This is a genomic window from Mediterraneibacter gnavus ATCC 29149 (assembly GCF_008121495.1).
Lineage (GTDB): Bacteria > Bacillota > Clostridia > Lachnospirales > Lachnospiraceae > Mediterraneibacter > Mediterraneibacter gnavus.
This window is the reverse complement of the sequence record NZ_CP043051.1, coordinates 1,643,634-1,668,208: the sequence shown is the minus strand read 5'-3', so window position 1 is coordinate 1,668,208 and position 24,575 is coordinate 1,643,634. Positions and strand designations below refer to the sequence as shown.

25 protein-coding genes are annotated in these 24,575 nt (G+C 46.5%); all 25 read right to left on the bottom strand.

The features are described from left to right. Positions 1-3 precede the first annotated feature (3 nt). Positions 4-1,308 (bottom strand): hypothetical protein, encoded by a 1,305-nt coding sequence (locus FXV78_RS08130; RefSeq protein ID WP_004843187.1) that lies wholly within the window; start codon positions 1,306-1,308, stop codon positions 4-6. A 205-nt stretch (positions 1,309-1,513) separates the two neighbouring features. Further along, positions 1,514-3,964 carry a zincin-like metallopeptidase domain-containing protein gene (locus FXV78_RS08125; RefSeq protein ID WP_004843188.1) on the bottom strand — a complete coding sequence of 817 codons (2,451 nt, stop codon included), beginning with the start codon at positions 3,962-3,964 and terminating at the stop codon, positions 1,514-1,516. Then, a complete protein-coding gene (locus FXV78_RS08120) occupies positions 3,961-4,518 on the bottom strand; it encodes a septation protein SpoVG family protein (protein ID WP_004843189.1) in 558 nt (185 codons plus the stop codon). Before FXV78_RS08120 ends, FXV78_RS08125 begins: the two co-directional genes overlap by 4 nt. Before the next feature lie 39 nt (positions 4,519-4,557). Further along, positions 4,558-5,478: a hypothetical protein gene (locus FXV78_RS08115; protein ID WP_004843190.1), complete on the bottom strand. Its 921-nt coding sequence runs from the start codon at positions 5,476-5,478 to the stop codon at positions 4,558-4,560. Further along, entirely contained in the window at positions 5,460-6,887 is a 1,428-nt protein-coding gene (locus tag FXV78_RS08110; protein ID WP_004843191.1) for a relaxase/mobilization nuclease domain-containing protein, read from the bottom strand. Before FXV78_RS08110 ends, FXV78_RS08115 begins: the two co-directional genes overlap by 19 nt. Continuing rightward, positions 6,859-7,239, bottom strand: a complete 381-nt coding sequence (locus tag FXV78_RS08105; RefSeq protein WP_131588776.1) for a MobC family plasmid mobilization relaxosome protein — start codon at positions 7,237-7,239, stop codon at positions 6,859-6,861. The genes FXV78_RS08110 and FXV78_RS08105 overlap by 29 nt, the downstream gene beginning before the upstream one ends. A 15-nt stretch (positions 7,240-7,254) precedes the next feature. Continuing rightward, positions 7,255-7,527 carry a hypothetical protein gene (locus tag FXV78_RS08100; protein ID WP_004843193.1) on the bottom strand — a complete coding sequence of 91 codons (273 nt, stop codon included), beginning with the start codon at positions 7,525-7,527 and terminating at the stop codon, positions 7,255-7,257. A gap of 64 nt (positions 7,528-7,591) precedes the next feature. After that, positions 7,592-7,891 (bottom strand): hypothetical protein, encoded by a 300-nt coding sequence (locus FXV78_RS08095; RefSeq protein WP_004843194.1) that lies wholly within the window; start codon positions 7,889-7,891, stop codon positions 7,592-7,594. A 564-nt stretch (positions 7,892-8,455) separates the two neighbouring features. Next, positions 8,456-8,758, bottom strand: a complete 303-nt coding sequence (locus tag FXV78_RS08090) for a hypothetical protein (protein WP_131588777.1) — start codon at positions 8,756-8,758, stop codon at positions 8,456-8,458. Between the two features lie 25 nt (positions 8,759-8,783). Then, positions 8,784-9,305 carry a hypothetical protein gene (locus FXV78_RS08085; protein WP_004843197.1) on the bottom strand — a complete coding sequence of 174 codons (522 nt, stop codon included), beginning with the start codon at positions 9,303-9,305 and terminating at the stop codon, positions 8,784-8,786. 24 nt (positions 9,306-9,329) lie between these two features. Continuing rightward, entirely contained in the window at positions 9,330-9,749 is a 420-nt protein-coding gene (locus FXV78_RS08080; RefSeq protein WP_004843198.1) for a single-stranded DNA-binding protein, read from the bottom strand. Positions 9,750-9,773: 24 nt separating this feature from the next. After that, complete coding sequence (locus FXV78_RS08075) at positions 9,774-11,720, bottom strand: glucosaminidase domain-containing protein (RefSeq protein WP_039959768.1); 1,947 nt, start codon at positions 11,718-11,720, stop codon at positions 9,774-9,776. Positions 11,721-11,729: 9 nt separating this feature from the next. Beyond that, positions 11,730-14,489 carry a VirB4-like conjugal transfer ATPase, CD1110 family gene (locus tag FXV78_RS08070; RefSeq protein WP_004843200.1) on the bottom strand — a complete coding sequence of 920 codons (2,760 nt, stop codon included), beginning with the start codon at positions 14,487-14,489 and terminating at the stop codon, positions 11,730-11,732. A gap of 6 nt (positions 14,490-14,495) precedes the next feature. Further along, positions 14,496-14,852 (bottom strand): PrgI family protein, encoded by a 357-nt coding sequence (locus FXV78_RS08065; RefSeq protein WP_004843201.1) that lies wholly within the window; start codon positions 14,850-14,852, stop codon positions 14,496-14,498. 47 nt (positions 14,853-14,899) lie between these two features. Beyond that, positions 14,900-15,727 (bottom strand): hypothetical protein, encoded by an 828-nt coding sequence (locus FXV78_RS08060; RefSeq protein ID WP_004843202.1) that lies wholly within the window; start codon positions 15,725-15,727, stop codon positions 14,900-14,902. Between the two features lie 13 nt (positions 15,728-15,740). Next, positions 15,741-16,127: a hypothetical protein gene (locus FXV78_RS08055; protein ID WP_039959772.1), complete on the bottom strand. Its 387-nt coding sequence runs from the start codon at positions 16,125-16,127 to the stop codon at positions 15,741-15,743. 12 nt (positions 16,128-16,139) lie between these two features. Then, positions 16,140-16,340, bottom strand: a complete 201-nt coding sequence (locus tag FXV78_RS08050) for a hypothetical protein (protein ID WP_131588778.1) — start codon at positions 16,338-16,340, stop codon at positions 16,140-16,142. Positions 16,341-16,418: 78 nt separating this feature from the next. Continuing rightward, positions 16,419-16,814, bottom strand: coding sequence for a hypothetical protein (locus FXV78_RS08045; protein ID WP_004843205.1), 396 nt, complete (start codon positions 16,812-16,814; stop codon positions 16,419-16,421). Between the two features lie 41 nt (positions 16,815-16,855). After that, positions 16,856-18,028: a coiled-coil domain-containing protein gene (locus tag FXV78_RS08040; protein WP_039959774.1), complete on the bottom strand. Its 1,173-nt coding sequence runs from the start codon at positions 18,026-18,028 to the stop codon at positions 16,856-16,858. A gap of 20 nt (positions 18,029-18,048) precedes the next feature. Beyond that, a complete protein-coding gene (locus tag FXV78_RS08035) occupies positions 18,049-18,291 on the bottom strand; it encodes a hypothetical protein (RefSeq protein ID WP_004843207.1) in 243 nt (80 codons plus the stop codon). 16 nt (positions 18,292-18,307) lie between these two features. Then, positions 18,308-18,976: a class B sortase gene (locus tag FXV78_RS08030; protein WP_004843208.1), complete on the bottom strand. Its 669-nt coding sequence runs from the start codon at positions 18,974-18,976 to the stop codon at positions 18,308-18,310. Then, positions 18,963-19,631 carry an isopeptide-forming domain-containing protein gene (locus tag FXV78_RS08025; protein ID WP_050785336.1) on the bottom strand — a complete coding sequence of 223 codons (669 nt, stop codon included), beginning with the start codon at positions 19,629-19,631 and terminating at the stop codon, positions 18,963-18,965. The genes FXV78_RS08030 and FXV78_RS08025 overlap by 14 nt, the downstream gene beginning before the upstream one ends. Continuing rightward, positions 19,603-20,442, bottom strand: a complete 840-nt coding sequence (locus FXV78_RS08020) for a class C sortase (protein ID WP_004843210.1) — start codon at positions 20,440-20,442, stop codon at positions 19,603-19,605. The genes FXV78_RS08025 and FXV78_RS08020 overlap by 29 nt, the downstream gene beginning before the upstream one ends. A 3-nt stretch (positions 20,443-20,445) precedes the next feature. Further along, entirely contained in the window at positions 20,446-22,293 is a 1,848-nt protein-coding gene (locus FXV78_RS08015) for an isopeptide-forming domain-containing fimbrial protein (RefSeq protein ID WP_004843211.1), read from the bottom strand. Next, positions 22,280-24,553 carry an MSCRAMM family protein gene (locus tag FXV78_RS08010; RefSeq protein WP_050785337.1) on the bottom strand — a complete coding sequence of 758 codons (2,274 nt, stop codon included), beginning with the start codon at positions 24,551-24,553 and terminating at the stop codon, positions 22,280-22,282. Before FXV78_RS08010 ends, FXV78_RS08015 begins: the two co-directional genes overlap by 14 nt. Positions 24,554-24,575 lie beyond the last annotated feature (22 nt).

Sequence of the window (24,575 nt, the reverse complement as noted above, 5' to 3'; positions counted from 1 at the left end):
ACATTACATCCCCTTTCGTGGCATGGCTGGAAGTTTCTGCGGGACTTGTCCTGCCACTTTTTTGAGTGCTTCTTTCTGCACATTTTCTGTCTGCAGCAATTCTTTCTTTTTAAACATGCGATCCACTTTCTCATAGTTCGAAGCATACAGATCAGAACCCGTTGGCCGATGATCCGCAGAAACAGGTTTTCCATTGGCATCCAAAAGGATCTGTTTCTCATTTTTTGCTAAAAAGGCCAGATAGGTTTTCCCACCATCCGTTTGAAACACCTGGTCTGTTGGCAAGACCAGGGTTCTCTCCTTCTCTCCCCAGGTACCCGGAACTCGGCTGGCAAACATCCCTTTCGCTTCTACTTCCGGATTCTTTTCCCTGGCAATCCTGGATTGATCGATCAGGGTTTCTCTATTGATCGTAATTTCCACATAATCCGGATGACGATGGAGTTCCTGATACCGTTCATTACTGATGGATTTGATGGAATTTTCTGTTTCCAATACTTTTTCTTCCAGCTCTCCCCGTTCCTGCCCTTCGTATTTTTCCAGCTTTTCTTTCATTTCCCCGGATGCAGTATCCACATAAGCCTCTTCATTCATTGTCCCTGTTTCCCGATACTGTCCCATGTCGATTGTCTGGAAGTCTTTAATCTGCTTTCCTTCTGACAGACATTTTTCCTGCAACATCCGATACCAGTGTTCTACCTTGGGAAGATCTGCGTTTGCAACGACCACCTGGATTTCCCCATCTCCAATGTTCAAATCCGGAAGGATGGAATAATTGACCTGCAGCGTATCGAAATCTGCTTTTAAAAGATCTACTTCCTGTTCCATCGGAATACTGACAATGCTTGTTCTGCCATTGGTAAGGTTATTTAAGTTCTGCAGTTCATGCTCCCCGCCCTGCATTCTTGCCATCAGAAACCGGTCATACCATCCCTGAAAATTCAGCTGGTCTTCCCCATAAACAGCCAGCTGCACAAACCCATCCTTGTCATTCAGATCCGGCATCCGAATGTAGCGGACATTCCGTTCTTCCATCTGTGAGAGAAATCCACTTTTTTCCAGTTCTTTCCAACTTTCCACTGGCACATTTACAATCTGATAATTTCCTTCGGTCAGTTTTGCAAACTCCTGAAAATTTTGGAATTCTCGCCGATTCAGCATTCCTTCTTTATGCATCCGTGCGAAATGCTGGATCAATAGAATGGTTCCCGTTGCGGTCAGTTTAAACACCGGATCCATCATTAAGCTCATCCGCCCCATTCCCTGCAGTGCCATAAGTACGTCTTGTTGGTCTCTTTCATTTTCCATCTGTTTTCTCCTTCCCTGTTCCGAAATCCGGAACGTTACAACTTCTCCTTTTTCGTAAAAATCTGCTTGACATTCTATGTATATTGTTATACAATAGGTAACACAAAGGGCAAGGTGGCCCCGTCGCAATTGGAGCGACGCAAGCGCAAGCCCCTATCCTCTCTGGTTTTCCAGAGAGGATTTTTTTGTTCCGGATTTCGGAACACTAGAACCTTCGAATATGTTTCGGCTTGATTTGTTCCGATTCCGATAATGCCATCTTCTTTAAAATTTTGTCATATTCTGGTATCTGAGATTTCTGGTTCTCCAGATAATATCCTAGCTTTTCCCCATTTTCCTTATTCGCATAAAGTAACTTCCCTTGATCTAAGATCCTCTGACAGAACTCTGAAAAATTGTCTTTTCCATACATACTTGTAATAAAGTTGGAGTCTACTTTTCGCAATTCATACATGGCATTTCCATTCGGACGAACCGCTACAATCACTGGGTTTCCATCCTGTTCCCGATAATCCAGTACAGCTACTAAAGAATCATCCTTTGTCAAAGATTCTGCCAATATAACGGGGGATTCCAATGCTTCTGGAAGGCGCTTTAGCTCCTGCGTAGACAGTCCGTGATAATGAACATTATCCACTGTTTTTTCGTGTAAACAATCTAATACATGTTTTTGTGTAATATGCATTGGTAACTCTCTCAAACCCACATTTTGAATCATTTCAGGTGTATTGCATACTAAAATTGCTTCATGTCTTCTTTTCCCTTGATAATATTTTTCTTTTTCCAGTGGGTGAAGCACACGATCCACACTATTCCCAAAGTCCAGATATGCCTCACACTTCTTCCCATACGCTAAGATCTGTTCCGTGGATGCTTGGTTTATCATACTCTCTGTCCGTCCAATGCTCTTTTCATACGCTGCGATCTTCCTTTTCGCTTCCTCCAATTCCGGAGAGGCTTCCAGTCCATATCGTTCTACAATTTCCTGCAGATATGTCTGATTGTTCTCCAGCTGATCGATCTGACGGGTCATTTTATTGATTCCTTCTTTTAACTGATCTGCTGATGCCTGTTTTATAACCTTCCCTTCCCGTAATGCATCTACTGAAACTCCACAGGCATTGCAAAAAAGCTGCAAGGATTCCGGCTGCAGTTGCAACACTCCTTTTTCCACTGCTTTCACTTCCGGGACAGACACGTACATTTTTTCAGCCGCTTCTTCCAGACTCATTCCCTGTTGCTCTCGCAATGCTGTAAACGCACGCTGCAGCATGGGATGTTTCCCTTCCCCAGCTCTCCGGTTCAATTCCTGAACCTTCTTTGATGTTCCTGTCAGAAATCGCTCTCCATCCAGATACACCGTATAATGCTCTCCTTCTTTTGCAAGCCTCCATCCATCCGATTGTTTGAGATTCGGAAAAGACACCTGTTCCACCTGATTCTTCATTGCTTCCTGAATCAGGTCTTCATATAGGACTTCTTTCCATTCTGTTTTTTGGGAAATCGCAGTTCTCACTTGTTCAAGATTCCGATAAACGGTTCGATCTACCGGAGTCACAATCCCCTCTTCATTTAGAGAAACAATCCGATAATACGCTTCTCTTCCATATCCCTTTTCGTTATATCGGTTTACATGGAAATCCAAGTCCTCATAATCCATGGTGCTTTCGATCGCAACCTTCTTTGTCTCTTCCGTTCCGAATTTCGGAACAGGATCACGTGTTTGAGCTGCCGGTTCTACTTCGATTCCATAGGTCTGATATTCTTCCAATGTGATCAGTCCACCGTGATATTCCAAATAAACGGCGGCTTGTTCCGCATCTTTCACGGCACGGAATAGAGCATCCGGCTGCTCTTTAATTCCCTGGATCCAGCTCTGAACATACGCCTTGTGGTTCTGCAGATGTTCTTCTGTCTGTCCCATCGGAAGCTCACTGGACAGAAAACAGGAACTGATTTCCGCCACCAACTCTTCATAAGCATAGGGCTCTGTTCCAAATTCCCCACCCTGTTTCCGATTCAGACGATGTTCTGACCCTGTTGCATGGGACAGCTCATGGAGTGCCGTGGATGCGTAGGCATACTCGGAATGAAATTGCTGGCGGTACGGAAGATAGATCCGGTCTTCTACCGGACGGTAAAATGCCTGGTCACTTTTGTGATAAGAAATCGAAACTCCCATGCTCCCAGAAATGGTATCCACCAATTCTACTGGCTGTATTTCATTTTGTGTTACTTCCAACTTGGGGATTCCTACAATCATATCCCCATTGTAAACAGAATACACTCGGCTAAAAAGCTGATACCGATCATTGATCTGTCCACCAGCTTCCCGAAATTCTTGCCAGCTGATTGCCTTTTTCTGCTCCCGATCATAGGGATACCAGAATTCTATTTTGGCACTCTGTCCCTTTCCTGCTTTTAGTGTCCATCCCTGCTCTTTGATCTGTGCAAACGTACACCATCTGGGATCCTGATATCCTTTCGCCATGGATGTCAGCAGTAAAGAAAAATAATTGCTCCCATGGTAAACCGTCTTGGAAACCGGATTATAAGGTCTTCCTGAAAGTCCGCTCCATTCTTTTTTCCAGTCCAGTTTTTCCTCTTCCAAGATGTGTAAAAATTGTTCTGCTAATTGCTGTTGTAACTTTGTCATGTTTTCCACCTCCTGTTCTTCTGTACTTTATATTCCTGCAATACTGCCTCCGAGATTGCTTCCCGGATCCGTTTCGAAGTTGGCCGTACTACATCCCGGTACCCGTCTTTCTCACTGTAATACTGGGGCAGGTTACAAAAAAGTCCATCCTGTCCCTGTTTCACAGTGACTCCTTTGATTGTCAGACCACACACTTCTACCGTTGCAATCCCTACGATGCTTACTGTCTTTTTGGGCTGCACCGGAAACAGGCTCATACTCTGAACTACGATTTCTGGAAGTTCCAAGTCTTTTATGATTTCTTTTCGGATTTCCCGATTCACAACTTCGGCAATCCTCTCCCGCAGTTCTTGACTGGGGTGTACTACATCTTCCCACCGGCCTTGCACTTTTCGCCTGGGAAAGCTGACAAAGGATACCTCTTCCCCATTCTCTTTTTGATGTTTTAACACTCGAACTTGAAATGTAAATAAGCGTTCCACCGTGACTTCCCCGTATCCCCATACGTTTTCCAGTGGTTTTTCTGGCAGATAAATTCTGGCTTCTACGTCCATTTTTCTCCTTTCTGTTCCGAAATTCGGAACGCTCCTGCTTTAGTGCTTTTCCCGTTCCCAAAAGTACCGTTTCTTTTGTGTTTTCTGGCTGGTTGCTTCCATGCGCCGCTTCTGTTCCATCTTCCGCATCCGTTCCATATGCTCCACGGACAGACTTGGTTTTGCCAAATATAGCACATCCTCCACCTTGTCCCCTCTTTCCAGACAGGTTAAAAGATAATCACTCTGCTCTTCGGTAAACTCAGAGTTGTCCATGACTTCTTTGATAAATGTCTCCATCTCTTTTTTTCGCTGCTCCTCTTGTTCTTTCGCCATTTTCTGGTATCTGCGATTCTTCCAGTACCCTTTTTCCGGTTCCACGGTTGGAATCGTTTCCTTTGGCACCTGCCTTTTTTCTGCTTTCTGAAACTGTAAGAGCTCCCTGTGATAGGTGTCTGCTTTTTCGCTTAAGATCCGGGCATTTCCCTCGGCACTCTGTCGGTTCTCCTGTTCTTTGGTTAAACGCTGCTTCATTTGCTGCAGCTGAAATTCCAACTCCCGTTTTTCCTGTAACAACTGTTCTGACTTTTGCTTCAGTTCTTCTTTCTCTTTGGTCAAATCCTGGAGTACCTTTTCCAGTCCGTCCTGTACAACTGTAGTCAGCCGCTCACTATTGGCAGCCAGGATTTCCAGCCGATCCTGATTTTCTTTCATTGCCCGTTCCAATAAATCGATATCCTGAAATTTTTTCTGCAGGAATTCCATCCGCTCTCTTTGGATTTTTTCTAACTCCCATGTAGGCATTTTTTCTAAAATCTCTGCGGGCATCTGATCCAAAGCGCACAAATAGACCCATTCCCGGATGCGCCAGGGCAACTCCTGATTCAGAATGCCAATAATCTCTTCCGGGACTTGCATCCATTGTGCGATCACCAATTGCTGTTCTTTAATTTCTACTTCTGTTATAGCCTGGGCTTCCACTGTCTGTCTCCTTTCTTTCTGTTCCGAATTTCGGAACGTGTCTGTTCCGGATTCTTCCTCTGAATTGGATGTGCAAATTCATAAGTTGCCAGGTGTTCCTGATCCATCCGTTTGATCTGACGGATCAGCCGCTTTTCTTCCCGCAGTTTTTGTAACTGCTCTTTGGCATCTTTCATCAGCTCCATCCCTTTTGGCAACTGCTCCTGCAATTCTTCCATTTCATCCAGGACTGCTTCAAACCGGTCATCCCATACCGGAATCTGCCCCAGCTCTTGTTCCAGTTTCTGATATCTTCGATACCCTTCGTCCTCCTGCATGTTCCATTTCAAGCTACTTTGCTGCTTTAATCGTTTTTCCTCTTTCAGCACTTCCCGCTCTCTTTGTTCCAGCGCCTCTCTGCTTCGGATATCCATGGTTAATAAATATCTGCAGTCTGCCCGCAGCTTCTCAATCTCTGTTAAATGTTTCCGCATACTGCCCTGATTGATCGCATAAATATTTCCACGGGCATAGCGGTTCTGGATCTGGTAAATGTCTCGGACATGACTGGCTTGATATCCGGAGATCCCCCGGATGTTTTTCCGTCCGAAATGCATCTGGCAGCGTTGCAGCCTTGGAGGCTTTGGTACCGGATAGGATCTCCATTCTTTTCCGATCCGCTCCCGGATGGCAGCCACCGTATAGGCTTCTCCCAATGTTTTCTTTTTAGTACGGCAAGCCCGTCCTTGTCCAGGCAGTTTCAAGGATAAAATCGCCCCCTCTTCCCGGGACGTTCCTTCCTGGATCTGATAATGCATGGATCGCATCTGTTCTAAAAATTCTTCGTACGATTCCGAAAGAGAGATTGCATAATCAATATCTGCACGGATCAGATTTTTCCAACTGCTTTTTCCTTGATCTTTCCATTCTCCGTATGAGACTCCTTTCCGGTTTCCTTTTTCATATTCCAGTTTGGGAAGTCCATATTTCACACAAAGCTTGTCCGTGATCGGCTGCATAAATTTTTCCCAGTCCCCACGTTCATAACGATATTTATAACCAGTGACTCGATTCACTGAATTGAACACAATATGACCATGGCAATGTTTTCGATCGGTATGAATTCCAAACACATAATCATAGTTCTCTCCCAGATATTCCTGGCAGAATTCCTGGATGATCTGATAGGCTTTTTCCTCCGTACATTCTCCCGGTTTCCAACTGATGATGATATGGTATCCTTTCCTTCCATCCAGCTTTCCCCATGCCTGTTTGGTGTCCATCATGGTACGATACACCTCTTGTGTCGTACTACCGGAATTTCCACCGACCCATAACTGCTCTTTCGTTTTTTCCGGCTTCATAATGTAATCAATTGCATTGTAAAGGTTGGATTGTGATTTAATGTTTAATATCTTCGTGATTGCCATACGTTTGTTTCAATTCCTCTTTCATTTTTTCGAATTGCTGTTCTAACAGTTTCATATTTTTCTCCAGCCGATCTGCCGCAGCCGCCGGTTCATATCCGATATGTAATTGCTTCGTTGCCTGATTGATATTCGTTCCGATTTTTCGGAACTGATACACCAGTTCTTTTAGTTCCTTTTGGATCTGCAGCTCCTTCTGATATCCGGATTCCTGCAGTGTTTTTTTCCGGACATAAGCAGACAGGTTTTTGCTTCCTGTCCGCATCCGTGTTTCCGGATCTTTCTCTGCTTTTTCACAGAGAAATTCATATTCTTCCGGTTGGAATCGGACTCCAACAAAGATACTTCTTTTCACTTTGATCACACCCGTTTAATTCTGTTTCAAATGTTCTTTTCGTTGTTTCATCTGCCCGGATTGTTCCTGCATCACACGGCGAAATATTTCTAAATTAGAACCATCTACTTCCCCATAATTTTCTTCTACAATCTTTCGGATTTCCTCATTCTTTTTTGCTGCAGCCCTTGCTTCTTCCAGTTCCATTTTGGTCAGCAGTTCTTTCTCTTTTTGCTGCAATTCTTTTCTTCGTTCTTCAATTTTCTGCAGATCACTTTGTACCTTTTCTAATTGTTCCTGTATGCTCATTTTTCTTCTCCTTTTCCTTGTTTTCAGTGCAAAAAAAGAACACCCACTTTACGGATGTTCTACGCTAAATAATATCAGACGGCGGTGGTGTATAGGGGAGTCCTCCATACATCTTCGGTATTTCTTTTTTTTCGTTACTTTCTGACTTTTCTTGCAATTGTTCAGAAAGAATTTTTTCTATTTTTTCATTCAATTTTTTTAATTCTTCCAACACAGTTTCTATTGTTGGCTCGCTCTTTTCTTCCTGATTTAACAGCAGTGCTTCAACCAATCCCTGTCCTGTTGGATATCGCTGTCGGTCTCTTTGATCAATCACATCAATCGCTTCTTGAGATAATCGGAATGCTCGTTGTATTTTAGCCATGTTTTTCCTCCCTACTACAAACTTTTCTAATTCTATTTTACTACTTCTGAATTTGAATATCTAGGTTACTTTAGGTTACCCCAACATAGTTTGCCGGTAGCATTTGTATAGCATGTAGTACCAACTGTATAGCTTCCTGCTAACATTTGTATAGCACATGGTACCAACTGTATAGCTTCCTGCTAACATTTGTATAGCATGTGGTACCAACTGTATAGCTTTCTGCTAACATCTGTATAGCACATGGTACCAACTGTATAGCTTTCTGCTAACATCTGTATAGCACATGGTACCAACTGTATAACTTTCTGCTAACATTTGTATAGCAAATCCTACTTTTTGTCCGTCAAAACCCTGTTTTTCCATCAAAATTGCCCCTATCTGTACGCAATTCTCCGAGAGGAGAATTGGCAAGATACGCATAATGTTTAACAAACATCATGCCATCTTGTTAGGGGAACACCCCTAAGACCCCTGAATAATATATAAAAATAAAATATGTAAAATACTCCTCTTGATTTCCCAGGCTTTCTCAGATGCTTCCCCTTTCATTTCTTGCATCTGTCATGTGCTGCATGTTCCATTTTCAATGGCCCACATCCATTTTTTCAGAGCCAATTCCAAGGGCTCTTCCTCTTCTTTTTGATCCTGTATAAAGCGGTACGCATTTTCCAAAATGTGTCCTGTATACAACAAAATCTGGCACTGATCCGGCTCCTGTTTCAGCAGCCATCTGAGACTTTTGTAAATCTTTCTTTTCATCACAATCTCTTCCGATTTTGAAATGATTCCATCCTTACTAAGCGCATGACAATCCATGATAAAAAGTTCCAACTCTGCTTCCAATCTTCTCCCAATCATCTCCAAAATCTTCACCTCTTTTTTCCTGATTTTATTTATGAATCTGCAGCAACTTTTTCTCTTTAAAATAGTCCATCGTCAGTTTTGTTTGTACATCCTCCGGCTGAATTCCATTTCCGCCATCTGCAAAAATAAGCTGGCAATCCATAGTGTATTTTTCTTCTGAAAATCGTACCAGCATCGGCTCCAAAAACTGTGCTCCTGTGGCACTGGAAAATCCATGTTCCTGTGTCCAAGTTCTCAGTGCATCTGCCACTTCTTTTTTGGAAATTCCCATCATAGAAAGTGCATCTTCGTTTAATCCGGAAAGATCCATAGAAAGTGGTTCTTCCTCTTGTTTTTCTGGTTCACTTTCCAGCTCTCTTTCTTCCATTTCCTGCTTCGTATTTTCCTGTGTTTCTTTTGGTTTGATCTCCAATTCCTGTTCTACTTTTTCTGGTTTCTCTTCCGATTGTTTCTCAGGTTTCTGATCGGACAAAATGATACCGATCCCTGTCAAAATGCCACACAGAATCACCATGGCTGCAATCACAATTATGATTCTTTTTTTCAATGCTGTTTGGCTCCTTTCTTGCTTTTAATGGAATGGTAATTCTTCCTCGATTCCATCCGGGATATTCTGGAAACCATCAGCGTCCGGTGCTCCCATTGCCCCCTGATTTCCCCGTCCCTGTTCTGACTTGCTTTCGGCAAATTCCTGCTCTTCTACTACCACTTCTGTGGTATAAACCTTGATCCCATCTTTATTCGTATAACTGCCGGTCTGGATCCTTCCGGAAACCGAAATCCGTAGTCCCTGACGGAAATATTTCTCGGCAAATTCTGCGGATTTTCCGAAAACCACACAGGGAATAAAATCTGCCGTCTGCGCTCCTTCCCGTTGGAATCTTCGCTCCACTGCCAGAGTATATCTTGCCACCGCAGTTGCCGGCTCTCCCTGAGAATATCGTACTTCCGGATCCCGTGTCAGTCTCCCCATTAAAACTACTTTGTTCATATTGATTTTTCCTTTCTTTTTGTTCTAATTTGCCGGAACTCCACCTGGGAACACCCAGCCGATCCACCCCGTATGTCCCTGACAGGTTGCGGTCTGCCAACTGCACCATTCTTCCAGACTTTCCACGGAAAAATAGCCCCGGTTATTGGCCACCATTCCATTCCCAAGATAGATCCCGACATGTCCATATATGCTGCCCATAGTTCCGTATCCACTGCCACACACAATGGCTCCCGGCGGAATGTTTTCCATGCTGGTATTGCCCGTATTTTTATAGTTGTTCCACATATCGATGGCATTCCCATAAGGGATTGTTGGTGCTCCTGCAGCCTGATAAATTCCCGTCACCCACTGAGCGCACATATCCGGAGTACAAGGGTAAATTCCCTGATTATTAGCGGCATGATCCACGATGCTCTGCATCAGTGGCGTCACCGTTCCATCGTAGTTTCCCCCTCCGCTTTTTTGGTACTCTTCATAAGTCATGTTATCGAACCGATAGAGGTTATAATTGTCCATGTGCTGCACACATTTTTCCACATAAGAACTATCCGTTGCCCAGCCCGCCGCACGGATTCCATTCATAAATCCCCTGGCGGCTTCTTTGGTATACTTCTTGTCATTGTGGTTCCGATAAGGGGCAACTTTCCCTGCATAAGGTTCTCGGTTTAACATCCACCCTCGCTGCCGGATACAGGCTCCATAATCCGGATACACGGAGAACCCGGCAATGATGGTGGTATTCCCATTTCCGGTTTCCTCGCCCGTAGACATATCCACACCGCCAATGGCATATTTGTCTCCGGAAAAATACTTGATCCCAAACAGATTTTTATACTCGTACGCCAGCTGGGAGAGTCCCTGCCCATTGTCTCCTCCTGGCCCATATAACCCAAATCCGGATTCCGCAATCACCTGTGCGACTCCGGTAGAGACCGGAATCCCACTTTCTTCCTGCACAGCAAAAAATGCTTCCATCATATCTTCGGTAATAAAGGGCGGCAGTCCATGTCCGGTGGCCGGCTGTTGGTCTAAAAACCCACCGATCAGGGACATGATCACACTGACAATCAGAGAGATTGCCAATACCGCCACCAAAAGAAAGGCCAGCATGGTCACAAGCGCGGTCAAAAGTGCCGCTGCAAGCTGCAGTACCATTGCCGCACCTGCCAGTACTACACTTCCAATCGTTGCCCCCACATATTTTACAAAGGACGGCAGATCTCCAACCTGCGCATTCTGCTGTTTGGTGTCTTCCAGTTTTGCCCGTTCTTCCCCGATTGCTTGCTGGGCTGCCTGATTCACTTCCTGGACATAGTTTTTAAAGGTTTGTGCTGTTTTCTTTGCAGTTCTGGCGGCCAGTGTAGCTGGAGTAACCGTGGATGCGCTACCCGCAACAGAAGATGCCGCACTCTGCACTCCTGCAGCCGCTTGTTTTCCGGTTTTTGAATGTGTCTGTCTGGCACCCGGGGAACTGTGTCTCTGGGGATTGTGGGGAGCGGTTGGTCTCTCCTCCCCGAAGCCCTTTTTTCGTACCTTTTCTGGCTTCCAAATCCCATGTAACGGTGTCCCTGATCTTGTGCCTCTTTGTGTTCCTCTTCCCTGCAAAAAGACCAGCTCTTCCATGGAATCCGCTTTCCTTCCGCCACCAGCAGATCCCTTCCGCTCTCCTACTTTCCATGCCTGCAATACCTGTCTGGATTCTTTCTCCAGAAGTCGTTTCTGTTTGGACTTTGGCATCCGGTTCCATGCTTTCACTTCTTTTGGAGTCAGATACAAGGTAGGATCGCTATATTCCTCCAGATACACCTGCAGTTCTTTTTCACTCTGTTGCTCCTCTTCCTGGTCCAGCCAGGCATCCCAGTTTTTCTTCTTCCGGACAGAGCCCTGCAATTCTGCCTCTGCAAACAACTCTGCCAGAACTTCTTCCTGGGACGTTCTTTGTTTTCGTTTTGTTTCATTCAATCTCATTGATTTCACCTACTTCGCAATCTGATACCAGCCCTCTTTCTCTTCCAGAGCACCTGCTTGAAGCATGGCATCCAACAGCCTCTGTGCTTCCTCCGGGGCGATCTCCAACAAAGCAGTCACATCTCCCAGCCGGATGGGTGCAAACGCTGCCAGCTGTAGCACGGTCTCCCACTCTTGTTCTCCCCATCCCTGTTGCAGCACATCGGTCTTTTCTTCCTGCCAGTTCTGAGGCATCTCCGGTTCCGGTTTATACGCCACCTGCAGGGGCACCCGTTCCTCCCAACGTTCCGGTTCTTCCTCTGATTTCGTCACGTTTTCTTTTCTCACAGGGGAAGTGCTCCTAGCAGAATCACGTTCCTTCCGCTGCGCTTTTTCATGGAAGTTGGTGGAATACTTTTCGTATAAGATGTTGTCTTTCTCAATCCGGGCATTAAACAGCACCACTTTTTTATTCCAGACGATGACCCCCTCTCCCGGTTTTCCCGTTCCCAAGGCACGGAATTCCCGTTCAGATAACGGCTGGATTTCTGCCAGACTTTGGGCATCCACACCCCCCTGATCCAGGAAACATTTATAGGAGCAGTTCTGGAACAGTTCTACCATCTTTTTGTTGGCCAAAGCTGCCACTACGTTCTGCATCGCAAGGGTGACGATTCCTCCGAACTTTCGGAAGGTGATGACCGCATTGTTGAGCATCTCTGCGGATCCCGGTTTTTCGGAAACTACCTGCGCTTCATCTACCACTAAGTGCGTGGCTCTCTGTAATTTTTTGTTATAGTCCATCCGGGTAGACAGATAATGCAGCACCGTATCCATGACAGCTTCCCAGTTGTTTTCCGGCACGTTGCACATCCCAAATCCCACCAGACGGTTCTGGAATTCGATATTGGTCGGATGTGCCAGCATGTCACAGGAGCCCGTGGTATACTCTTCCAGGGAGTTGTAGATGGGACGGATGATGGCTTCATCGTGAGCGTGCCGTACCTGTTCCAGTTCCTTTCCAATCTCTTCCCGCAGCCAGAGTAAGGTGGGCTGTTTCTTTAACCGCTTCTGGGCAAAGACCTGGGCAAACATCTGCTCCGTACAACGGCTCACCACGGAATCGTGCTCCTGGGTGACCAGGATATTTTTCATGATCGCCTGCACCAGTCCTTTGGCATACTCACACTGTTTGGCCACAAATTCCGCTTTCAGCTCTTTACTGCCGGAAAAGACTTCCTGGGTCACTTCAAATCCATTGAGGTAGATTCCGCTTTTGGGAGTCAGGTCAAAATACACCCCCTGATATTCCCTGCAGATATCTTCAAATTCATTCTGTGGGTCTAACACAATGATGTCATCTTCGCTTCCAAGCAAAGTCTGGGAAATCTCGGTCAGCTTGATCAGCATGGATTTTCCAGAACCGGAATATCCCACAATGATCCCGTGAGGGTTTGGAAGGAGTTTCCGGTTGGCAATGAGATATCGTCCCGTTGTTTTATTGATCCCCAGCATCTTTCCGCCCGGCTCCAGGATATCCTGGGCATGATAGGGATTAAATGTCACCAAAGAAGAGGTGAGAAAGAACCGCATATAATCCACCTGTCTCCCACCGATTGGAAGTGCCGTATTTAAGGCTTTCAGTTGTCGAAAATCACAAGGCTCCAAAAAGGCGCCCACTTTATCAGAACGTCCGATGGCGCAGACCTCTTCCATCCGCTCTTGCAACAGCTCCACGCCTTCCTTCACCGGAGCCGTCAACACCACCAGAAGGTTTAAAAAGACCCCTTTCTCATCGTTGGCATCTACCATTTCAATGTATTCCTCAATCTCATCCCGCCGTTTCTTTTTGGTATAAGAAGGGGAGGTCACGATCTGCCCTGCCTGCCGCTTCTGCTCGATCTCGTCATTGATCTCCCGCTCATTGTTCATATGCATCGCTACCAGCTTGTCATTGATGACCTCCTGCTGTACCGGAGCAAAGTCCAGCGTCACAAAAGACGGATAAGGAAGGCTGCTTAAGGTATGTAAAAAGGTGTCCGTATCCAGAGATTTCCGATACTGGGTCGCCGTCAGAACCGTCACCATGGTATCTCCCAGGATTATATAATCATTAAACTGCTGGATGCTCCGTGGCAGTATGTCACTTTTCCAGTCCTGCAGGGTTTCCCGAAGCACAACCTGTGGAAATTCTTCCCCGGGACGCAGCATCCCATGGAGCACCCGGAACCGATCCAGGGTTCCCAACACAGCAATGTCACTGCCCCATCCTGCAAAGGCATCCTCGATCATGGGCTCCAATGCCCGGAAATAGATGTTCGCCTGCGCCAGACTGTCTGCCCTGCAGGTAATGGTCAGGTACCGGAGTGTCCGTACCGTGGAGTTGGCATCCGCCAGTTTCGATTCCTGCCACTGCCGGATCCCTTTTGCAATGTCTGGATATTCCCTCTCATTGCGTTCATTCCGGATCGATGCCAGAAACTTTTCTACCGACTGATATTCATTACACAATGTGATCTTATAAGACGCATCCATGGAATTGAGCCAGAACATCAGTTCTGACAGAAAGTTCTTCTTCTCCGTCCGGTTCTTGTTAATGTAATTGATATCTTCAAATACATAGCACCGATCATACAGTGTATCCTTTTTCTTGGTTTCCAACTGGAACACCCCGTTTGCATAGGCTTTATGGATGTTGAATGCCTGACGCACGTTCTTGGGTACTGGAACCAAAGGCTGGGACAGCTCCCTTTTCTTGGAAAATTCCTTATTTCCATTAAAAATTGCCATTTCTTTTTATCGCTCCTTTCTCGATGGATGCATGGTAAATACTCGGTGTTTCTGACCGGCTTCAGTTTCTGTTTCCCCACAAAGTTTCTTTGTTTTCTGTAGATACTTCCATTCTTTGCATAACATCGGGATAGACATTCCCCGGTATTTGAACAGTCCCAAAAACGGGATCGGCAGTGCTGCCAGAATTCCAATGTAAACGCCTCCCTGCGGCGGAACGTTTAAAAAATACCAAAGGGCAACCATAATCCCGATCACCGTCGGCAAAAAGCAGCCTACCGTAATCAGCTGTTTCAGATCCAGCCCTTTCCAGATGGATTGCTGATATGCCGTTTCAAAATCTTTGTTGATATCGATTTTCATATCCTTTCTTTCTACTCCTTTCCGTTCCGAATTTCGGAACAAGTTGTTTATAAGTGGAAGGTCTCTTTCATAAAGCTCCTTGCACCCCGTACCGACACTGCCATTCCGATCATATAGATCGTAGAGGTCAGTGCCTGCCCAAATCCGTCAAAGAAATCTGCAAAGCTGTCCCCCTGGATATCCATGCCTCCGATGATCCGCCCGGAGATCGACATCACCAGAGCGATCACCACGATCTCAAACACATTTCCTAAAAAACTTCTCACCCAGCTCTTCGCCGTTTCATCAATCCCACGTCCGGACACCATACTCGGCATGGCCAGTGGGAAGGTCACGGTCAAAAGATACAGCTTGACATAACGGCTGAACAGAGTCAAAAAGATCAGCATTCCACAGATCAGTGCGATAAAGAAATATAAAAATCCCATGAACCACCAGAACAGAACACTTCCGGCATCCACTTCGCCGGTGAAAAAATCTGGTGCCTGGAAATCCAATACCATTCCTCCCATCAGGGATGCCATGGAAAACAGGGTCTTCATCAACTGCATTCCCATCTGCATCAACACATTTAAGGCCACCAGCCGGATCATCCCTTCGATACACAGTTCCAACGTGATATTTTCTTTTAAGTTGGAGGCTGCTTTTAGAAATACGCAGATGAAAAATACATTCATCATGGATAAACCGATTCCCATTGCCCAGGGATACAGAGTATCTGTTACAAATTTCCAAGTGGCCGGGGAAAAGTGCTGGGGGTCTTGACTAATGACCCCCGTGCTCAATCCGATGCACCAATCCCAGACGACTTTTGCCAGCTGATAAAACGGGCCATAGAACATTTCCTTCAACAGGTCTTCTACCCATCCTGGCATTTGCCATCACCTCCTAGCTTGGCAGTCCTGTCCGGATGACCGCAATGATCTGTGGTGCCAGGGTTGCTACCAGACCACTTCCGATTCGTTTAAATGCAATGGACTGTGCCCCACCATCCTGTGTATTGAGGGACTGCGCCCACTCGAACAGTCCCCACAACAGAAAGATGGTACCGGTCGAAGATACAATCGCTGCGATTACCTGATAAATCGCATCAAATCCTCCGGTGATCTGGGATGTGTCCACATTTCCCGCCGCAAACACCGGAACGTTTCCTGCAAAAAATAAGAGGAGGCAGCCCACACCGAACTGTGCCACGTGCCATCGCCATTCCTTTTTTGTTGGGTTCACTAGTTTCCTCTGGTTTGTTCTTTCATTCTGCATCTTGTTTTGTTTCATCATTTTTTCCTCCTACTCTCCAATGCGAAACACACGGATCATCAAAAACATTAAGATTCCTGCCACCAATGGCATGGTAATAAAAAATGCCAGTCCAATATAAGCGGCACCAAATTTCTGATTCACAACATAAGCGGCAGCTAATCCACATAAAATTCCAATGACCACTGCGATCACAACGACCAGTTTAGATTTCCAATTACTTCTTCTCATAACAATCTCCTTTTCCTGTTCCGAAATCCGGAACATCTCTTTCATTTTGAGTACAAAAAAAGCACGAACCATCCGTGCTTAGTGACAAGTTAATGCGGTTGTCTTTTGAATTTCCCGCTTTAACACCTCCCTGATTTGTTTTTCACAAACAGCACTGGAATCTGACAGATAAGCCAGTGCCGTTTCATAGTCCCGGTACCGACTGTGTTCCAGGTAATCCAGGGCTGCTTTTGCCCGTCCATTTTCTTTGGGACACTGCTCCACCAAAAGCGTCAGCATCCCCCGTAATGTACCGGCAGATTCATAGGCTCTGGGAACGGCATCCAGAAACGCCTGGGAATACGGCTTTTGGAATTTTCTTTTCCCAGGAAGGGGCTTCCCTACTTTATGGTCTCGGACTTCAAACACCACCATACATGCAATGGTCACTGCTGATAACAGAAGCAGGGCAATCCCGATGATACTATAAAACATTGATTCTCCTTTCCTGTTCCGAAATTCGGAACATTCCGTTTTTATTCCCGGAAATAATCCGCAATCTCAAAGACCTGTTTCATGGCCTGTTCTGGTGTCAGATCTTTGGTCAAAAAGCCGCTGGCATACACACGCCCCTCACCCTTGGAATATTGGAACTGTACACCCGGCACCTTTTTCCCGATCCGCTCTAATTTCTCTTCCAGTTCCTTTCCACCTTTGCGTTTTGCAGAAATGTCAAACTGGATCAAGTCTTCGAAAAACAAAAAGGCATAGGACAGTTTTCCCACTTCCCCATGAATCTGTTCGCCCTGCTCCGAATGCCGGATTTCCAGCTGCTCAAACTCCGGATGGTTGTTCTGCAGATACCGCTGTAAGACCGTTGCAGTCAATTCCTCTCTGGTAATCTCCTGTTCTTTTACGGAAACCCGCAAAGGTCGCTGTCTCCATTCATTCTCTTCGGCTGCATTCATCTCTTCCGGGATTACTTCCGCTGAATCCAGTTCGGTTTCCACCTCCGGCAGCACTTCCCTCTCTTTTTCTGGTTCCTGTGGCGGTTCCTGTTTGGATTCCAGCAGCTTTTTCAGCAAGGAGGTTCTCTCCTCCCCCAATTGTTTCAACAGAAGCTCTTTCTGCTCCAACTGGATAGCCAGGTGTTGGTTCTCCTCCCGCAATTGCGTCTTTTCTTGGAACAGAGTATCCCGTTCCTGTTTCACTGCCTCGTATTCCAATTTCGGCACATATGCGGACAAATCCGGAAGGGACGGTGGGATTCCGCATTCCTGTTGGCCGATCTTATATTCATACTCCCGTTTCAGATCTTCCGCTTCCATCCGCTCATTGCGCAGCTGTTCCAGTTCCAGTCGGCTCTTCATCAGCAGTTCCTGTTGCTGTCCTTCATAGAGCTTCTTAGTCTGTTCAAAGTCCTGTTTTTCACGCTGCAGCTCTTCCTGTTCTTCCCTGTGTGCCACTTTCTGTTCTGCCAGCTTCTGTTGGGCAGATGCCAGCTCCTGTTTCTGTCCTTCCAGGCTTTGGTATTGTCTTCCAAGCTCGGTCTGAATCTTCTGCAGTTCCTGGCTTTTCTGTTCATACTCTTGTTTCCGCTTCTGGTAGGTCTCTTCCCTTGCCGCAAAAATGCGCTGCATCTCTTCCAGATACTGTTCGGTTCCAGATCCCTCCGGCTTTGGAACTCCCATTGTTTTCTCCATTTCCATCAACCTCTCCTTTTCTTTTTTTACCACCAGGAATCCCCGGTCTTAGGAACCGGCACTGTTTGTGCCGGTACAACCGGTTCCTCCTCCTTTTTGGGTTCCTGGGTTTCTTCGAAATCCGGATCCTTTGTTTCGGATTCTTCCACCTGTTCTGTTTGGGGGCATTCCTTTCCGGGTAGAGTCGTCAGGGAACGTCCCAGACAAAGGCTGCCACAGGCAGCCAGAACCATGCTGGTTATCAGCAACATCTTATTTCGTTTCTTCATGGATTCGCACTCCTTTCTAAAAGGCAGTGCGTTCTTCCACTACCTTTGTATTCACTGCCAGCCGCTTTGGGGTCTGAAAATATCCCACACAGGTCACAAGCGTGACTCTGGCAGTCTCCTGACTTTCCCGACTGGAAAAGCAGGGATCATCCGCCTGCAGATACGTCCAGTCTTCCACCTGCAGTTTCCGGACACGCTCCGGTGTATACAGATAGGCTTGCGGATTTGCTGCCAGAAACGCATCGTTCGTGAATTGTTTCAGGCTCCCGAACATCTGTCCGGAAGCCATGTTGTGGGCAAACAGATACACCTGACTGTCCGAAAGCCTGGCTCCTGCAAAGGTAAAAATACTCCCCAGTGGGCTGTATGCCCCTTCAAAATCTTTGGTCAGGTATTCCGTATCTGTCTGTCCCGTCAGGATGGGGCTGTCTACCCCGATCTGGGGTACATACAGCCATCCCACGATTTCCGGATTGATGCGCTGCAGTGCTGCAAAATCAATGGTACGTTCCATGGGATCTGCCTCCTGGCTGACAGTCTCTTGTACCACCAGTTTCTGCAGCGCTTCCCCTTTCACCTTGATTTCTTGGAATGGTTTCTGTTCCCGGTATGCCAGATAAAAGCAGCCCACACCCAGCAGCACTAACAAAAAGACCAATCCCAAAAGTCCCTTACTTTTTCTCATGTCGTTTTGCTGCAATTACCAGTCCCCCGGCAAGCACCAGAAGGAGGACTCCCCCTTCTACATACCAAATGGTGGCATCAAACAGTCCGGTCTGGGGTGCCGTATGCTCGGCTGGTCTCGGGGTGTGCTTCGGTTCCACTTTGATGTCGTAATGTAAGGTTTCGTCTGTTTCCATGGTAGGGATGCTTAAGAGGGTCGGGGATACCAGGTCGTACCCCGGCTGGTCTTTGGCCGTTAAAAGATACACTCCCAGCTCCTGTTTTTCAAACACCACCTGTCCGGTTCCATCCGTTTTTTTACCCGGCTCCTGTTTGGCGGTCTCTGCCAACTTCTTTGCTGCACTTTCCAACTGCTCTGCAGTGGTCAGCGTATTCAAATCGATCTTTGTGGATTCATATTCCGGAAGCAGCGTATAGGTGCTGTCCTGGATCTCCCCTACTTTCGTCAGGAAAAACTCCACATCCGCTACGCTGGTTCCCTCTTTTCCCGGTGTCAGTTGGACGGTCACGCTTCCCATCTGTACCGTCTGCTCTGGACTTTGCCCGGTATTCGGTTCTGCTGGTTCCTGAGCTGCCTGCACACTGCAGACGCTCCCAAAGGTCAATAGCAGTGCCAGACATCCGGCACTAAATCTTGTCATCATATTTCGCTTCATTGATTGTCCGTCTCCTTTCTCTCCAGATATACAGGAGGAATAATAATAAGAACGCAAACGGCAACAGGGTAAACACCAATTCCCTTGCAGAGGGCAGTTCTTCTCCCATGCTGTTTGCTTGTTTTGCCTCATAAGGCACCCGCTTTCCAGTTACGATCAGGCGGTGTGTGTTTAACCCGTAAGGAGTACAGGTAATGATCGATGCCAGATCCTGCCCTTCCTGAATCTTTAATACAGAGACTTCTTCGGGCTTTACCACCTGGATCTCTGTCACCTGATAGGCCAGGGTTTCGTCCAACACATGGAAGAAGAAGTAATCCCCTTTTTCCAATTCATCCAGCCTGGTCAGAAGCTTCGACTGGGGAAGTCCCCGATGTCCGGTTAAAATGCTATGGGTAGATTCCCCTCCCACCGGAAGGCTGCTTCCCTGCAGATGCCCGATCCCTTTCGATAATACTTCTTCACTCGTTCCATGATAGATTGGAAGTTCCACTCCGATTTTTGGGATATCCAGACTTCCCATGACCCCTGTCCCGGTCGTATCTAGCAGGGATGCGTAAGACGCATCCCCCAAAAGAAGTGCATCCTCCCCAGATAAGGCTGCCCCATTGGTCTGGTAGAGGATGCTGTTGTAATGTTCTGCCTGTTTCCGTAGTTCTTTTACATCCCGTTTCTGTTCCCGGATGGTCTTCTGATAGGTTGCAATCACCTTTTCCTGCTCTTTCTGACTGTACAGATGTGCCAGAAGGGGCAGACAGCAACAAAGGAATCCAAGTACAAACAACACCCAGATTCCCCATCGTTTCCGCATTCCTTATTCCTTCTTTCTTGCTTTTGTAACTGCCACTGCCATCAGCCCGGCTCCTGTTACCAGGAGGATTGCCATTGCCGGAGTACCGGTAACCGGAAGTTTGCTTCCCACTTTGTTGACAACGGTCAGGTTCGCATTTCCCTGTTCCGGATCGGTTTCCAGCTGCAGGTCATTTTCTTCCGTTGCCCCGTCATAGAAGCTCTTGATATGTGCCGTTGCCTGCAGCTCCTTCAAGGTTTCTGCAGTGGCTCCCTGACCCTTGATGTAATTGTTTCGGTCATCCGTATAGGTTGGGATGATCTTGATCTCGATGGGGTCTTTTAACAACCGGTATCCGTCCGGGGCTTTGGTCTCTTTCAGCCAATACGTTCCCTGATCCAGACCGATGAGGATCACCTGTCCATCCGCTCCGGATACCATCTCCACCGCATCCTGTGGTTGGCTGCCACCTGTGTGATCCGTACCTCCGGCAGAATCCCGGTTGATCACATGATAGCCTGTATCCCCCTGTTTCACGTAGACTTCGTTTTTACAGTCTTTGTCACTGTATAACCGGAAATGTGCACCCTGCAGCACCTTGTCATGGTCATTGGTTTTCACAATGTCAATCCGATAGGTGAAGCAGACGACCGTATCCCATGGGGTAAATCCTGTTTTCCCGTCTCCGTTGGAATCTGCATCGTTGGAGAATTCCAGACGCACGTCATTTTCGAATCCTGGACGTCCCGTATCGTTGGCCGCCAGATCATTCAACGTTGCCTCGTAAGTCAGCGTCACTTTCTGTCCATAGGTATTTTCCTGTTTCGCATTAAAATTCGGGAACTGTCTGTCCACGATTGCTTTGATATCCTGGACAACCACCTGGAAAGTATCTTCCCCTCCTGAATTGGTGTTCACAGTAAATTCCCCTTTTTTCAAAGTGTAGCTTTTCCCCTTTTCATCGGAAATGGTGATCTTCACACTTTCCGGCTGGAATGTCAGGGCTTTGTCCATCTTGTCATGCCATGCGTAGTAATAGGTCTTGTATCCGTTCATGTTTGGAATGTTGGACTCGTATTTGTAAGGAACGGTCTGACCGATCTCATAGTCCCCAATGTCATTCCACCCGTTTTTATCCGGAATGTTCTGGGGCAGATCATCCTCCTGGATTTTTTTGATCACACTTGGATAATCGGATTTGATCTGCATTTCTGCCGTTGGGTTTGCTGTACTCACCATACAAAGAGATCCTGCAGAGTGTGTCCCTTCCACATCCGTAATTTCATCCACCAGATAATAGCCGAACGCTAAGCCTGTCAGCTGGACAGAATTGTCAGCTTTTACATCCTTTACATTTACCACCTCGGACTGCACACCCTGTTTTTCGATTTCATCTCGTAAATCCTCTACGAAATACCGAAACTTGCTGTAGCGTCCTTCCAGTTCCTGTTCCGTCTGCGCTCCTTCCACTTTGTAGGAGTTCAGAGACTGGATGTAATCGATTACCATATATTCTGTCACATCATCCACTGGAACAGACAGTGCCTTTGCTGCCACATTCTTTAATGCCTGTTCGTAGGCTGGATTGAAGGTGTAATTGATGGATTCCATGCCCTGTGCATTCTGCGCCAGGAACAGCTTGTACACATGGAATTTCTTCCCTACCAGCGTCTGGCCTGCATTTCCCTTGATGGTAATGTTTGCCGTGCCGCTTCCCATGTTGGCAATTCCGCCCTGGGTGTTATATTCCTTTGCTGCCACGGTTGCTTCTTCTGCAGCCTGTACTGTCAACAGCGGAGCCCCTACGGTACTTACACTGATTCCACCCAATGCTAAGAGTGTTGCGAACATCCACACTTTATTTCTCTTCATCTTCCTGTTTCCCCTTTCTCTTCATAAAGTATCCTGCCACTATCAGACAGCCGATTCCCACCAAAACGATTCCCAATGTCCAAGGGCTTCCGGTTTCCGGCATCTGCATTCCCACAAAATTTACTACTTTTAGATGCACTTCCCGTTCTGCTTTCGTTCCGGTAATGGCAAAATCCCCGGTTGTATCCGTATACTTCTTTCCATTCACATAGTATTCAAAGAGATCTTTTTGCGGATCACTTTTGGTGTAGATTTCATACACGATATCCGTGCCGTCCGAATTCACCGGGATCCGGTAACCCTCCGGTGCTTTGGTCTCTTTCAGATAATACTTCGTTTCCACTTCCAGATCTTGAAACCGCAGGATTCCATCTTTTCCACTGGTCGCTTTCTGCAATTCCTGCTTGCACTCCTCGTCTTTATAGAGGGTAAATTCTGCCCCTTCCAGTACTTTTGCATGATCATTGACCTTGTGGACGATCAGCTCATAGGGGGCTAATACATCCTCTACAGAAAGCTGTGCCGTTCCATCCTCACGAACCGTAAATTTCATGGTTCCGGTTTTGTCTGTTGCCGTATTTTCCAGCAGCGTGATCTTGTTGTTTTCATCCACCGAAAACTTCAAAACACCTGGATTTTTGGTATATCCATCCGGTACGCTTTTCTCCTGAATGGTATGGGTGCCACGGGTCAGCCCCTTCAACACGGCCTGTCCCTTGTCATCCGTTGTCACTTCCTCCTGGTTTCCTTTGGAATCCGTGTGTAGGAATACCACGCCTGAGATTGGCGTATCTTTGCCTCTTAAGACTTTCACGATATCCAGTGTCAGCAAGGTTTCTGGAATTTTGGGTTGATTGTAAGTATACACAAACTCACTGCCGTCATTGTTACTGGTAATCTTGACTACATAAATTTCCGAGTTCAGCAAATATCCTTCTGGAGCTTTTGTTTCCTGAATTGTGATTGTTCCCAATGGTAAAGACGGAACTCCAGACGGTGCTAAGTACAGTTCGCCTCCTGAGACTAAATATTGTGTGTTGTATTCACAAAATCCATCTTTATCTGTTCGGAACACCCAAGTGCGCTCCGGCGACTGTCCTGCCTGCCCTGGATCACTATCAGAAATTGTCTGATAATATTTCACTGTAAACTCTGCACCTTCCAATGAAGCACTTCCCTGTGGTTTATTCTGGTTGGTTTCTTTGTCGATTTTTCCTAAAAGCACACCAACTGGATCCAACGTTGGAATATCCTTGACTTTCATAATAGAAGTCCGTCCGGCTGTGACCATCACCGGATGTACTTTTTTATCCAGGACAAACCCTTTGGGAGCCTTGATCTCTTTGACAAAATAGGTACCGGCATCCACTTCCACAGTATTGGAGTTTCCCTGCGCATCGGTGGTCAAATCTGCAATCTTTGTGGTGCAAGCCTGCTCTTTATAAACACCATAGATTGCACCCTCCTTACTATAACAACTGTTTCCATCTGTCATCTCCGGGTTAGCCGACTCTTTTTTAAGGTTTAAACTGCCTTTCTGATCTTTTTCAATCCACACAATATCCTGTTTATCGTTATACGCAACATAAGCGGTATACTGATCCATCAGACCACGATCTCGGACAACCTTTACCCACCGTTCTTTCAGTTCCACGGAAATGTTATACACCCATGCCAGCTGGTTGTAATTCAGTCCTGTGGTATATCCGCCATACAGGTAGCCAATCACAGCATGACAGCATCCGTAAATATCCGGAATGTGCGCCTGCACAGATGGTGATTCAAAATAGGGCTTGCTGACATCATATGCCGGTCCACCTATGGAGACCAACAGCATTGCCTTAATCAGGTCATTCTCTAATTTTGAGACCTGAAATACGCCTGATGGAGTGGGACTGTTTGGTTCTGCACAGTATCCCAAATGGGTACCCGTTTCCGTCTGTACACTAAATTCCGTTGTATTCCAGGAGCCGTAAGCATGGGGTGTCCCCGGCCGGATCGTTGCCTGTGATCCCACTGCCGAAAAAAAGCTGCTCCGATCCTGTGTTTCCCCTTCTACACGTGCCTCTCCGATTGGTTCCTTTTTTGTATACTTCCCAAGCTCTTCTTCGGGGATCAGTCCTTCCAGCTTTTCTTTGAGTTCCTGGATGTCTCCTGCCTGTTCGTCTGGATCCACTGTCTCTGCCGCCCATACAGGCATACTTCCTGACAGCAGCAAGACCGCCAGAACTGCAGACAGGATCCGTTTCCATTTTTTCATGCAAGTTTCCCTCCTTTTTTCT